The sequence below is a fragment of the Variovorax sp. FW301-JW7 genome (genome assembly GCF_058788795.1).
In genome coordinates this window covers 1-13012 of sequence record NZ_JBYTBC010000023.1, presented here as the reverse complement: position 1 = coordinate 13012, position 13012 = coordinate 1, and the positions used below count along the sequence as shown (strand labels likewise).

Sequence of the window (13012 nt, the reverse complement as noted above, 5' to 3'; positions counted from 1 at the left end):
TCCTTGGTGGAGATGCGTCCAATGCTAGGCGGCGGGGCGCTGCTCGGCTTGCGGCGCGGGGCCAATCGATACCGCCCGCGGGCCAGCCATGGCGGTTGAGTCGCCCGCGACGCTCTGGCGCTACGCGCACGAAGCACCGCGCGTCACGGGCTATCACGCGCACGAGACTGGCCAGCTGTTCGCGCTGCGTGAGGGCCTGCAGGTCATCGAGACGCCTGCGGGCCGCTGGGTGCAGCCGCCGGGATGGATCGGTTGGATTGCGCCGCGCTGCGCCCATGCCGCACAGAGCTTCGGTGCCACGTCGGGGTGGAGCCTGCACATCGATGCGTCGGATGCGGCGGCGCTGCCGGACGGGCCGCATGTCTTTGCCGCCACGCCGCTGGTGCGGGAGCTGGTGGCGCGGCTGATGTCGCTGGAGGCATCCGATGCGCTGCTGGAGCCCCGCCGCACGCGACTGGTGGGTGTGCTGGTCGACGAACTGGCGGCCAGTGGGCGCGAGTCGCTGCACCTGCCCATGCCGCAGGACCCGCGGCTGGTGGCGATGGCGAGCGCAATGGCGAACGATCCGGCGTTGGCCGACGGCATCGACGACTGGGCCGATCGCATCGGCATGGCCCGCCGCACGCTCACGCGCCGCTTCGCTGCAGAGACCGGATGGAGCTTCGCGCAGTGGCGCCAGCAGGCGCGCTTGCTGAAGGCGGTGGAGTTGCTGAGTCTGGGTGAGTCGGTGACGGCCGTGGCACTGACGGTGGGCTACAGCTCGGTGAGCGCCTTCATCGAGGCCTTCCGCAAGCACTTCAGCTGCACGCCCGCGCGTTTCTTCGAGGCGGGCGAGGGCTTGCTGCAGGCGAAAAAAAAGCCCGCATGACGCGGGCTTTTTGACTCAGGAGCACGAGGCCCCCGAACGCTTACTTGACGTGCTTGCCAATCAGCGCAGCCAGTTCGAACATCGAAACCTGGGCCTTGCCGAAGATTTCCTTCAGCTTGGCGTCGGCGTTGATGTTGCGCTTGTTGGCCTTGTCTTGCAGGTTGTTCTTCTTGATGTAGTCCCACAGCTTGCTCACCACAGCGGTGCGCGGCAGAGGCGTCGAACCGACCACAGCGGCCAGGGCCGGGCTGGGGGTCAGGGCCTTCATGAACGCAGCGTTGGGAGTGCGCTTCTTGGCGGGAGCAGCCTTCTTTGCAGGAGCAGCCTTCTTCGCCGGTGCAGCCTTCTTTGCAGGAGCCGCAGCCTTCTTGGCGGGCGCCGCTGCCTTCTTGGCCGGAGCGGCCTTCTTTGCAGGAGCCGCAGCCTTCTTTGCGGGAGCGGCCTTCTTTGCCGGAGCTTTCTTGGCCGGAGCCTTCTTTGCAGTTGCCATGGTTGATTTCCTTTTTTGGTTGAACGTTCACCAATGAAAAACTTGCGTCTCCAGTGGCAATGCGGATGCTAAATGAGAAAAAACGCGTTTCCAAGGGAAAAAGCGCTTTTTTCATTGGGAGCTGTTGTTTTTTCAGAGGGGCGAAGGGACGTTGTTCACGTTCGTCGCCCCGGCCACGTCGCCAGCACCACGCCCACGAGGGCGATCGCGAACGCAAGCAGCTGCGGCGAAGTGAGGTTTTCCCCGAGCACGAGCACGCCCACGAGGGCCGCGCTGACGGGCAGCAAGACAGTGAAGACACCCGCTTGTGCCGCTGGTACGTGGCGAAGTCCGGTCATCCACAGCCACACGGTCCAGATGCTGGCGGCCAGTGCGTAGGCCACGAGCAGTGCCCAGGTGCCGAAGCGCACGGCGGTGAAGTCGAACTGCAGCGCGAACCAGATGCCGAAGGGCATCGACAGCACGAAGCCCCACAGGTTGATGAGCGAGGCGATGCGCTTGGGCCCCAGCTTGCCGGTGAGCGACTTGCCGATCACCGCGTAGGCGGCCTCGCAGAGCACCGCGCAGAACACGAGCAGGTTGCCCAGCCAGGGCATCGACGGTGCGCCGACCGTAGGGCCGGTGGTGGCCGGTGCATGCGTCGGCGTGAATGCGAGCAGGCCGATGCCGAGCGCGGCGCAGCCGATGGCCAGCCCGATGCGCGCCGTGATGCGCTCGCGCAGGAAGAGCCAGCTCGCCACCGCGACCACTGCGGGGATCGACGCCATGATCACGCCCGCCGACACGGCGCTGGTGAGGCTCACGCCGAACAGCATGCAGATCGAGAACAGGAAGTTGCCGAGGAAGGACTCGAGGAACACGAGCCCGCGCGTGCGTGCGCTCATGGGCGGCTCGTCGGGCGTGGGCTGGAGCCAATGCGGCATGGCGAGCGCCGCGATGCCGAAGCGCAGCCAGGCCAGCAGCAGCACCGGGAAGGCGGCCACCAGCGGCTTGGAGAGGGCGACGTAGATGCCGACGAGCGACATGCTCAAGGCCAGGCAGCCGTAGGCCACGAGGCGGCCGGAGGTGGAAGCGGCGGGGTTCAATAGACTGGGCGCTGGTTGTTGATCGGATGGATTCGATGATGCCCCACGTTCTTGTCTACGGCACGCTGCGGCGCGACGGGTGCAACGACATCGCGCGCTACCGGCCGGCGCCGGTGTTCGTCGGCGAGGCCTTCATCGCCGGCACGCTGTACGACCTGGGTGCGTACCCGGGCGTGGTGCTCGGCGGGGCAGGGCGCGTGAAGGGCGAGGTCTATCGCATCGCACCGGAGGTCGAGCGCGAACTCGACCGGCTCGAAGAAGTGGCGGACGACGATTCGGGCGAGTACATCCGGCGCAGCGTGCGTGTGGCGGTGGGCGCGCAATCGATCGACTGCCTGGTCTACGAGATCCATCCGACGCGCATCGCGGGCCGACGCGTGATCGACGGCGGCGACTGGATCGCGCATGCGGCGGACATCGCGGCGGAAGCGCGTTCGTTTTCACAACCGAAAGAGTGATTCCGCATCGCGAAAACTCGAACTGCTGCGCCGCAATATTTTTTCTCGATATGAGAAAAATAATTTCTCATTGAGAAATATCTCCGTAAGTTGTTGATTTCGTTGGTTCAAAAATATGTCTTCTATAAGACATAAGAGTCCGCAATCGGATTACAGTAACCCCACGGCCGCAACGCCAACCTTCAATCAACCTCACGGAGTGACCATGCCCCAGACCCTGAACGAACAACTGAGCCGCGAACAGCAAATTGCCGCCCTCGAAAAGGACTGGGCCACCAACCCGCGCTGGAAGGGCGTGAAGCGCGGCTACAGCGCAGCCGACGTGGTTCGCCTGCGTGGTTCGCTCCCCATCGAGCACACGCTGGCCAAGCGCGGCGCTGAAAAGCTCTGGGACAAGATCAACGGCGGCGCCAAGAAGGGCTACGTGAACGCCTTCGGCGCGATCTCTGCTGGCCAAGCCATGCAGCAAGCCAAGGCCGGCCTGGAAGCCGTGTACCTGTCGGGCTGGCAAGTCGCCGCCGACGGCAACACGTCTGAAACCATGTACCCCGACCAGTCGCTGTACGCCTACGACTCGGTGCCGACGATGGTCCGTCGCATCAACAACACCTTCAAGCGCGCCGACGAGATCCAGTGGGGCCGCGGCATCAACCCGGGCGACAAGGAATTCATCGACTACTTCCTGCCGGTCGTGGCCGACGCAGAGGCCGGCTTCGGCGGCGTGCTGAACGCTTTCGAACTGATGAAGAACATGATCGCGTCGGGCGCTGCCGGCGTGCACTTCGAAGACCAGCTGGCGGCCGTCAAGAAGTGCGGCCACATGGGCGGCAAGGTGCTCGTGCCGACGCAGGAAGCCTGCGAGAAGCTGATCTCGGCACGTTTCGCCGCCGACGTCATGGGCGTGTCGACCATCGTCCTGGCGCGCACCGACGCGGAAGCCGCGAACCTGATCACGTCCGACCACGACGCCAACGACAAGCCTTTCCTGACGGGCGAGCGCACGCAAGAAGGCTTCTACCGCGTCAAGAACGGCCTGGAGCAAGCCATCAGCCGCGGCGTCGCCTACGCACCGTACGCCGACCTGGTGTGGTGCGAAACCGGCGTGCCGGACATCGGCTTCGCCCGTGAGTTCGCGCAAGCCGTGCACGCCGCCTGCCCTGGCAAGCTGCTGTCGTACAACTGCTCGCCGTCGTTCAACTGGAAGAAGAACCTGGACGACAAGCAGATCGCCTCGTTCCAGGAAGACCTGTCGGCGCTGGGCTACAAGTACCAGTTCATCACGCTGGCCGGCATCCACATCAACTGGTTCAACACCTTCCAGTTCGCCCACGCCTACGCCCGCGGCGAAGGTATGAAGCACTACGTGAACATGGTGCAGGAACCCGAGTTCGCCGCACGCGACAAGGGCTACACCTTCGTGTCGCACCAGCAGGAAGTCGGCGCCGGCTACTTCGACGACGTGACCACCGTGATCCAGGGCGGCTCGTCCAGCGTGAAGGCGCTGACCGGTTCGACCGAAGAAGAACAGTTCCACTGAGCTGCCTTCGCTGATCGCTGAGTGACGGCGCGCTGCGCTGTCACCCCCGAGCCCGGCCCTGCGCCGGGCTTTTTCGTGGGTTCGGACTCGAAAGAACGGCTTCCACAGCCTGAGCAGGCAGCGGCTAGAATCCCCCCCCTCTGCACTCAACAAGAGCGAGAAAGGCACCTTGGTTATGACACCGCGAACTACCCCGCAAGGATTCAGCGGCTTTTTCTTCTTCGAAGGAAAGGGCCGGTAGCCCCGCGCTCGCTGGTTTTTCCAGCGCACCAACCAAGCAAAGCGCGGCATCCACCGCGCTTTTTTGTTTTTCTCCCCGAGGTTTTCACATGATCCAGATCACGCTCCCCGACAACTCGCGCCGCGAGTTCCCCGGCCCGGTTTCGGTGGCCGAAGTGGCCCAGTCCATCGGCCCCGGCCTCGCCAAGATGACGGTGGCCGGCAAGATCGACGGCAAGCTCGTCGATGCCAGCGACGTCATCGACCATGACGCCAAGCTGCAGATCATCACGCCCAAGGACGACGAGGGCCTGGAGATCATCCGCCACTCGACGGCCCACCTGGTCGGTCACGCGGTGAAGCAGCTGTATCCGACGGCCAAGATGGTGATCGGGCCTGTGATCGACGAAGGCTTCTACTACGACATCTCGTTCGAGCGCCCGTTCACGCCCGAAGACATGGCCGCCATCGAGGCGCGCATGCGCGAGCTGATCGCGCAGGACTACGACGTGATCAAGAAGATGACGCCGCGCGCGGAAGTCATCGAGGTCTTCAAGTCGCGTGGCGAGGACTACAAGCTGCGCCTCGTCGAAGACATGCCCGACGAGCAGGCCATGGGCCTGTACTACCACCAGGAATACGTTGACATGTGCCGCGGCCCGCACGTGCCGAACACGCGTTTCCTGAAGGTCTTCAAGCTCACGAAGCTGGCCGGCGCCTACTGGCGCGGCGACGCCAAGAACGAGCAGCTGCAGCGCATCTACGGCACGGCCTGGGCCGACAAGAAGCAGCTCGACCAGTACATCCAGCGCATCGAGGAAGCCGAGAAGCGCGACCACCGACGCTTGGGCAAGGAACTCGACCTGTTCCACATCGACGAGGTGGCGCCGGGGGTGGTGTTCTGGCACCCCAAGGGCTGGGCGGTCTGGCAGCAGGTCGAGCAGTACATGCGCGGCATCTACCGCGACACGGGCTACTGGGAAGTGAAGGGCCCGCAGATCCTGGACAAGAGCCTGTGGGAGAAGACGGGCCACTGGCAGAACTACCGCGACAACATGTTCACAACGGAGTCGGAGAAGCGCGAGTACGCGCTCAAGCCGATGAACTGCCCGGGCCACGTGCTGATCTTCAAGAGCGACCTGCGCAGCTACCGCGACCTGCCGTTGCGCTACGGCGAGTTCGGCCAGTGCCACCGCAACGAGCCCAGCGGCGCGCTGCACGGCATCATGCGCGTGCGCGGTTTCACGCAGGACGACGGCCACATCTTCTGCACGGAAGACCAGATCCTCGACGAATGCATCGCCTACACGGCGCAGCTGCAGAAGGTCTATGCCGACTTCGGCTTCACGGACATTCTCTACAAGGTCGCCACGCGGCCCGAAAACCGCGTCGGTTCCGACGAACTGTGGGACAAGGCCGAGCACGCGGTGATGGAATCGCTGCGCCGTTCGGGCGTGGACTTCGTCATCTCGCCCGGCGACGGCGCCTTCTACGGCCCGAAGATCGAATACACGCTGCGCGACGCCATCGGTCGTCACTGGCAGTGCGGCACGATGCAGGTCGATTTCAACACGGCCGAGCGCTTGGGCGGCGAATACGTCACGGAATCGAGCGGCCGCGCCCACCCGGTGATGCTGCACCGCGCCATCGTCGGCAGCCTCGAGCGCTTCATTGGCATGCTCATCGAACACCACTCCGGCGCCATGCCCGCGTGGCTCGCTCCGGTGCAGGTGGCGGTGCTCAATATCAGCGAAGGACAGGCCGACTACGCTGCGCAAGTTGCGAAAACGCTGCAAAATCAAGGGCTTAGAGTTCAGCTGGATCTGCACAACGAAAAGATTACGTATAAAATACGGAAGCATTCGTTGCAAAAGCTCCCTTACATCCTCGTCGTGGGTGACAAGGAAAAGGAAGCAGGTGCCGTCGCAGTGCGCGCCCGGGGCAATCAAGACCTCGGTGCAATGTCCCTCGAATCGTTCACGCAACGGCTCGTCCAGGACGTTGCTGACAAGCGTTGATTTGTCTCTGAAACACCCCATATGTTTCTCTGCCATCTCGTGCCGCCTGTCCGCGAAGACTGAGCGGCGATCGCTACAGATTTTGTAGCAAACTTTGAAGGATTCTGACCATCGCTACTGCATTTCGCGACCGCCGCCACCGCGAGGAACGCCAACACCGCCTGAACCGGGAAATCATGGCCCCGGAAGTCCGCCTGGTCGGCCCGGAAAACGAGCCATTGGGTGTCATGAGCCTTTCCGAAGCCTTGCGCCTTGCGGGTGAGGCCGACGTGGATCTGGTGGAGGTCGTTGCTGCGGCCAATCCGCCCGTGTGCCGCCTGATCGAGTACGGAAAGTTCAAGTACCACGAGCAGAAGAAGGCAGCCGAGGCGAAGTCGAAGCAGAAGGTCATCGAGGTCAAGGAAATCAAGTTCCGGCCCGGTACCGACGATGGCGACTACAACATCAAGATGCGCAACATCAGGCGCTTTCTTGAAGAGGGCGACAAATGCAAGATCACGCTGCGCTTCCGCGGCCGCGAGATCACGCACCAGGAGCTCGGTCTGGCACTCTTGCAGCGTATTCGCGACGAGCTGGGCGACACGATCATGGTCGAGCAGTTCCCGAAGCTGGAAGGCCGTCAGATGATCATGATGATCGCACCGGGCCGCAAGAAGGTTGGCGGCGCGGCGCCGAAGCCGACAGCAGATGCTGCGCCGGCAGCAGCGCCCACGGCAACCGCCTGAGGCATTTGCAGTAGACGGGTTTTGAAGGGATTTCGCCCTGGCCCGCATTTCGAAAGAAGTGCAGGCGGGGGCGAGATAAAGAAGTGTCTCGGGGCCAACAAGTCCGTGGAGTATCCGCGGCGCCTCACGAGCACAAACTAAAGGAGCATTTACATGCCCAAAATGAAGACCAAGAGCAGCGCGAAAAAACGTTTCCGCGTTCGTCCCGGTGGCACCGTCAAGCGCGGTCAAGCCTTCAAGCGTCACATCTTGACGAAGAAGACCACCAAGAACAAGCGTCACCTGCGTGGTGCAGTCGCAGTGCATGAAACCAACATGGTTTCTGTCGCCGCCATGCTGCCCGGCCGTGGCATTTAATTCAGACGAACAAGGAGTAAACACATGCCTCGCGTCAAACGTGGTGTAACGGCTCGCGCCCGCCACAAAAAAGTTCTCGCACTCGCCAAGGGTTTTCGCGGTCGCCGCGGTAATGTCTTCCGCGTCGCCAAACAGGCGGTGATGAAGGCTGGGCAATACGCCTACCGTGACCGTCGTACCAAGAAGCGCGTGTTCCGTCAGCTGTGGATCGCGCGTATCAACGCCGCCTCGCGTGAACTGGGCCTGACCTACAGCCAGTTCGCCAACGGCATCCGCAAGGCCGGTATCGAGATCGACCGCAAGATGCTTGCGGACATCGCCGTGCACGACAAGGCCGCTTTTGCCGGCATCGTGGAGCAGGTCAAGGCCAAGCTGGCTGCTTGATTTTGCACAGCAGGTCGCCGTCTCCGGACGGCTTCTTGCGCCCACGGCTCAAGGGCTGGCGCTTGAAAAGGCTCCAGCTCTTTTTTATTTCCCCTCGAAGATTTTTGTTGCTATGAACGAGTTGGACTCCCTGGTCGACACCGCACGCGCCGCCTTCGCTGAAGCGAAAACGCCCGCAGAGCTCGAAAACGCCAAGGCTCAGTTCCTTGGCAAGTCGGGCCGCATCACCGAGCTGATGAAGGGCATGGCTGCGCTGAGTGTCGAAGAGAAGAAGTCCCGCGGCGCTGCGATCAACGTCGGCAAGCAGGCCATCGAGGCTGCACTGACCGATCGCCGCCAGCAACTCGCCGACGAAGAGCTTTCGCTGCAGCTGCGCGCCGAAGCGCTCGACGTGAGCCTGCCCGGCCGCCACCGCGCCGGCGGCGGACTGCACCCCGTGAGCCGCACGCTGGAGCGCATCGAGGAAATCTTCTCGAGCATGGGCTTCGACGTGGCCGACGGCCCCGAGATCGAGAGCGACTGGCACAGCTTCACCTCGCTCAACAACCCGCCGAACCACCCGGCGCGTTCGATGCAGGACACCTTCTACGTCGACCTCAAGGGCGACGACGGCATCCCGTACAACCTGCGTCCGCACACCAGCCCGATGCAGGTGCGCTACGCCCACCAGCACACCAAGAAGTACGCGGCCGAGTTCGCCGCTGCGGCAGCAGACACCACCGGCACTGTGAAGGCGCCCGAGATCCGCGTGATCGCGCCGGGCCGGACCTACCGCGTCGACAGCGACGCCACTCACTCGCCCATGTTCCACCAGTGCGAAGGCCTGTGGCTCGGCGAGAACGTGAGCTTCAAGGACCTGAAGGTCGTCTTCACTGACTTCTGCCGCACCTTCTTCGAGCGCGACGACCTCGTGCTGCGTTTCCGCCCCAGCTTCTTCCCGTTCACCGAGCCGAGCGCCGAGATCGACATCCAGTTCGCGAGCGGCCCGTTGGCCGGCCGCTGGCTCGAAGTCGCCGGCTCGGGCCAGGTGCACCCGAACGTCGTGCGCAACATGGGCCTGGACCCCGAGCGCTACATCGGCTTCGCCTTCGGCATGGGCCCCGACCGGCTCACGATGCTGCGCTACGGCGTGAACGACCTGCGCCTCTTCTTCGACGGCGACCTGCGTTTTCTCTCGCAGTTCCAGTAAGCACGTCCTTTCCACAGATAGAAAAACCAGATCGAGATCGAAGAGATGCAATTCCCGGAATCCTGGCTGCGCGAGTTCTGCAATCCGCCCCTCGACAGCGCCGCACTGGCCGAAACGCTCACCATGGGCGGCTTCGAGGTCGAAGAGCGCCGTCCGGTGGCGCCGCCTTTCACGCGCATCGTGGTCGGCGAAATCAAGGAAGCCGAGCAGCACCCGAATGCCGACCGCCTGCGCGTGTGCCAGGTCGACGTGGGGCAGGGCGCCTTGCTGAACATCGTGTGCGGTGCGCCCAATGCGCGCGTCGGCATCAAGGTGCCGTGCGCCCTCGTCGGCGCCGAACTGCCACCGGGTGAAGACGGCAAACCCTTCCTCATCAAGCTCGGCAAGCTGCGCGGCGTCGAGAGCCAAGGCATGCTGTGCTCGGCGCGCGAACTGAAGCTGAGCGAAGACCACGGCGGCCTGCTCGAACTCGGCGCCGACGCACCCCTCGGCGCCGACGTGCGCGACGTGCTCAAGCTCGACGACGCGCTGCTCACCCTCAAACTCACACCCAATCTGGCGCACGGCCTCAGTGTGTACGGCGTGGCGCGCGAACTTGCCGCGCTCACCGGCGCACCGCTGAAGACGCCAGCCATCGCCCCCGTGGCCACGTCGTTCTCCGATGTGCTGCCCGTCAAGGTCGAGGCACCCGACCTGTGCGGTCGTTTCTCTGGCCGCATCGTGCGCGGCGTGAACACCAAGGTCGCGACGCCGGCCTGGATGGTCGAACGCCTCGCGCGCTGCGGCCAGCGCAGCGTGACGCCGCTGGTCGACATCTCGAACTACGTGATGTTCGAGTACGGCCAGCCCAGCCACATCTTCGACCTCGACAAGATCCACGGCGGCCTGACGGTGCGCTGGGGCAAGGCGGGCGAACAGCTCAAGCTGCTCAACGGCACGACGATCACCGTCGACGAAAAGGTCGGCGTCATCGCCGACGACCGCGAAGTCGAATCGCTCGCCGGCATCATGGGCGGCGACGCCACCTCGGTGTCCGACGACACGCGCAACATCTACGTCGAGGCCGCGTTCTGGTGGCCCGAGGCCGTGCAGGGCCGTTCGCGCCGCTTCAACTTCTCGACCGACGCCGGCCACCGCTACGAGCGCGGCGTCGACCCGAGCCGCACCGTGCAGATCATCGAGCGCATCACGCAACTGGTCGTCGAGATCTGCGGCGGCGAAGCCGGCAAGATGGACGACCAGACGCTGCGCCTGCCCGAAGCCGCGGCCGTCACGCTGCGCGTGGCCCGCGCCGCGCGCGTCATCGGCATGCCGCTGACGCAGGCGCAATGCGCCGATGCGCTCCACCGCCTCGGTTTCGCGATCACCGAAGGCGAAGGCACGCTGACCGTCACGCCGCCGCCGCACCGCTTCGACCTGCTGATCGAGGAAGACCTCATCGAAGAAGTGGCGCGCCTGATCGGCTTCAACAACCTGCCGACCACCGCGCCGCTCGCGCCCATCACGGCCCGCGTGCGGCCCGAAGCGCAGCGCAGCCGCTTCGCTGTGCGTCGCAGCGTTGCAGCGCTGGGTTACCAGGAAACCATCAACTTCAGTTTTGTCGAGGCGCATTGGGAGCAGGACCTTGCGGGCAACGCCAACCCGGTCAAGCTGCTGAACCCCATTGCCAGCCAGATGAGCGTGATGCGCTCGTCGCTGCTCGGTTCGCTGCTGCAGGTGCTCAAGTTCAACCTCGACCGCAAGGCGCCGCGCGTGCGCGTGTTCGAGCTGGGCCGCGTGTTCCTGCGCGACGACAGCGTCGTCACCACCGACAGCACCGTGCGCGGCGTGAACCAGCCCATGCGCGTGGCAGGCCTGGCCTGGGGCGATGCCGAGGCATCGCGCTGGGACGGCAAGCCGCAGCGTGTCGATTTCTACGACGTCAAGGGTGATGTCGAAGCGCTGCTCGCGCCGCGCGTGCCGACCTTCGAAGCGGCCGAGCACCCCGCGCTGCACCCCGGCCGTTCGGCCCGCGTGCTGCTCGACGGCCAGGCCATCGGCTTCATCGGCGAACTGCATCCGCGCTGGCGCCAGAAGTGGGACTTCACCCAGGCGCCCGTGCTGTTCGAACTCGACCTCGACGCCGTCACGGCGCGGCCCGTGCCCGTGGCGCAGCCGGTGCCCAAGCACCAGGCCGTCGAACGCGACATCGCGGTGGTCGTGGCCGAAGCGGTGTCACACGACGCGCTGATGCAGGCCATCCGCGCGGGCGCGTCCGCCTCGGGCCTGCTGCGCGATGCGACGCTGTTCGACATCTACCGTCCGCAGCCATTGCGCGAAGGCGCCATGGCCGCGCCGGGTGCGCTCGCACCGGGCGAGAAGAGCATGGCCGTGCGCCTGACCTTCCAGAGCGATGCCGCCACGCTGACGGACGAGCAGGTCGAACCCGCTGTCCGTGCAATCGTCGAACAACTGGGCGCCACCCTGGGCGGCCGCTTGAGAGGATGAAGATGAACGCCGCCGAATTCACGCTCGAAGCCCTCGAAACGCCGGCGCTCACCAAAGCGCACCTGGCCGACCTGCTGTTCGAGCAGATCGGCCTGAACAAGCGTGAGTCGAAGGACATGGTGGAGGCGTTCTTCGAGCTCGTTGCCAGCAGCCTGATCGAGGGCACGGATGTGAAGATCTCGGGCTTCGGCAACTTCCAGATCCGCGTGAAGGCGCCGCGTCCGGGGCGCAACCCGCGCACCGGCGAAGCCATTCCGATCGGCGAGCGCCGCGTGGCCACCTTCCATGCGAGTGCGAAGCTCAAGGAGCAGATCCAGGGCAGCGTCGAGCCGCAGGGCGGCACTTCCGAAGTCGAGTGGAGCCTGGGCGCGGAATAGTGCTTGGTGCTGTGCGGCCGCGTAGAGTAATCTATGAGGTTTCCCGCGCACAGTCTTGATTTCAATGGAGAAAACGCTCCCGCCGATTCCCGTCAAACGCTACTTCACCATCGGTGAGGTCGGCGAACTTTGTGGCGTGAAGCCGCACGTGCTGCGCTACTGGGAGCAGGAGTTCACGCAGCTGCGCCCGATGAAGCGGCGCGGCAATCGTCGCTACTACCAGCACCACGAGGTGCTGATGATCCGCCGCATCCGCGACCTGCTCTACGACCAGGGCTTCACCATCAGCGGTGCGCGCAACAAGTTGCAGGAACTCACGCAAGGCGAGCGCGACCGCCGCAAGGCAGGCGAAGTACCGCTCGAAGGCCTGGAGGCCATCGAGATCGGCCAGGAAGAATTTGACGCCGCCGTGCACGAGGAACCGGGGCCCGCGGCGGCCGCACAGACCGTCGACCTGTCGCAGTTGTTGCACCTTCGCCGCGAACTCTTTGAAATTCGTGAGCTGCTGACTGTCGGACACTGAATTTAGCCCGCTATAATCGAGAGCTTCGGTGTGTGGCGCAGCCTGGTAGCGCACTTGCATGGGGTGCAAGGGGTCGAAGGTTCGAATCCTTTCACACCGACCAAAATCAGTAGATAGATCAACGGGTTAGAGCCACAAGCTCTGACCCGTTTTTCTTTGCGTCTGACAAATGAGGGAGTGTTCTGACAAACCGGCAGGTTTTCAGCCCTCTCCACGCCTGTTGATTGCCGCCGAAAATTGACCCAGCTAACGCAGTAATTTCCGTCTAAGACTGACCCACGTAAAACCCTACCCT

General features: G+C 64.1%; 13 protein-coding genes and 1 tRNA gene. 12 read left to right on the top strand and 2 right to left on the bottom strand.

Features of this window, described 5'->3' with window-relative positions; translation table 11 throughout:
- Window positions 1-88 precede the first annotated feature (88 nt).
- A complete protein-coding gene (locus tag AC3WQM_RS31070) occupies window positions 89-868 on the top strand; it encodes a helix-turn-helix domain-containing protein (RefSeq protein WP_492683733.1) in 780 nt (259 codons plus the stop codon).
- 40 nt (window positions 869-908) lie between these two features.
- Here AC3WQM_RS31070 and AC3WQM_RS31065 read toward each other — a convergent pair whose 3' ends face one another.
- Window positions 909-1358 (bottom strand): SWIB/MDM2 domain-containing protein, encoded by a 450-nt coding sequence (locus AC3WQM_RS31065; RefSeq protein WP_153283126.1) that lies wholly within the window; start codon window positions 1356-1358, stop codon window positions 909-911.
- Between the two features lie 155 nt (window positions 1359-1513).
- The gene (locus tag AC3WQM_RS31060; protein ID WP_489058679.1) at window positions 1514-2443 is read right to left on the bottom strand and encodes a DMT family transporter; all 930 of its coding nucleotides are present in this window, start codon (window positions 2441-2443) and stop codon (window positions 1514-1516) included.
- 35 nt (window positions 2444-2478) lie between these two features.
- On the opposite strand from AC3WQM_RS31060, the gene AC3WQM_RS31055 reads away from it, so the two are divergent.
- From AC3WQM_RS31055 to AC3WQM_RS31005, 11 genes are all read left to right on the top strand, one after another.
- Window positions 2479-2901, top strand: a complete 423-nt coding sequence (locus AC3WQM_RS31055; protein WP_492683732.1) for a gamma-glutamylcyclotransferase family protein — start codon at window positions 2479-2481, stop codon at window positions 2899-2901.
- Window positions 2902-3106: 205 nt separating this feature from the next.
- Window positions 3107-4438 (top strand): isocitrate lyase, encoded by a 1332-nt coding sequence (aceA, locus tag AC3WQM_RS31050; protein WP_099790869.1) that lies wholly within the window; start codon window positions 3107-3109, stop codon window positions 4436-4438.
- Between the two features lie 329 nt (window positions 4439-4767).
- A complete protein-coding gene (gene thrS / locus AC3WQM_RS31045) occupies window positions 4768-6675 on the top strand; it encodes a threonine--tRNA ligase (protein ID WP_492683731.1) in 1908 nt (635 codons plus the stop codon).
- Between the two features lie 101 nt (window positions 6676-6776).
- Window positions 6777-7400 (top strand): translation initiation factor IF-3, encoded by a 624-nt coding sequence (gene infC / locus AC3WQM_RS31040; protein ID WP_492683754.1) that lies wholly within the window; start codon window positions 6777-6779, stop codon window positions 7398-7400.
- A gap of 153 nt (window positions 7401-7553) precedes the next feature.
- Window positions 7554-7757, top strand: a complete 204-nt coding sequence (gene rpmI, locus AC3WQM_RS31035; RefSeq protein ID WP_007832497.1) for a 50S ribosomal protein L35 — start codon at window positions 7554-7556, stop codon at window positions 7755-7757.
- 24 nt (window positions 7758-7781) lie between these two features.
- Window positions 7782-8141 carry a 50S ribosomal protein L20 gene (gene rplT / locus AC3WQM_RS31030; protein WP_007832499.1) on the top strand — a complete coding sequence of 120 codons (360 nt, stop codon included), beginning with the start codon at window positions 7782-7784 and terminating at the stop codon, window positions 8139-8141.
- A 112-nt stretch (window positions 8142-8253) separates the two neighbouring features.
- Window positions 8254-9330, top strand: a complete 1077-nt coding sequence (gene pheS / locus AC3WQM_RS31025; protein WP_056579739.1) for a phenylalanine--tRNA ligase subunit alpha — start codon at window positions 8254-8256, stop codon at window positions 9328-9330.
- Between the two features lie 45 nt (window positions 9331-9375).
- The gene (gene pheT, locus AC3WQM_RS31020; protein WP_492683730.1) at window positions 9376-11817 is read left to right on the top strand and encodes a phenylalanine--tRNA ligase subunit beta; all 2442 of its coding nucleotides are present in this window, start codon (window positions 9376-9378) and stop codon (window positions 11815-11817) included.
- A gap of 2 nt (window positions 11818-11819) precedes the next feature.
- Entirely contained in the window at window positions 11820-12194 is a 375-nt protein-coding gene (locus AC3WQM_RS31015) for an integration host factor subunit alpha (RefSeq protein WP_095747662.1), read from the top strand.
- 64 nt (window positions 12195-12258) lie between these two features.
- A complete protein-coding gene (locus AC3WQM_RS31010; RefSeq protein ID WP_095746000.1) occupies window positions 12259-12717 on the top strand; it encodes a MerR family transcriptional regulator in 459 nt (152 codons plus the stop codon).
- Between the two features lie 26 nt (window positions 12718-12743).
- A tRNA-Pro gene (locus AC3WQM_RS31005) sits at window positions 12744-12820 on the top strand.
- Window positions 12821-13012: the final 192 nt, after the last annotated feature.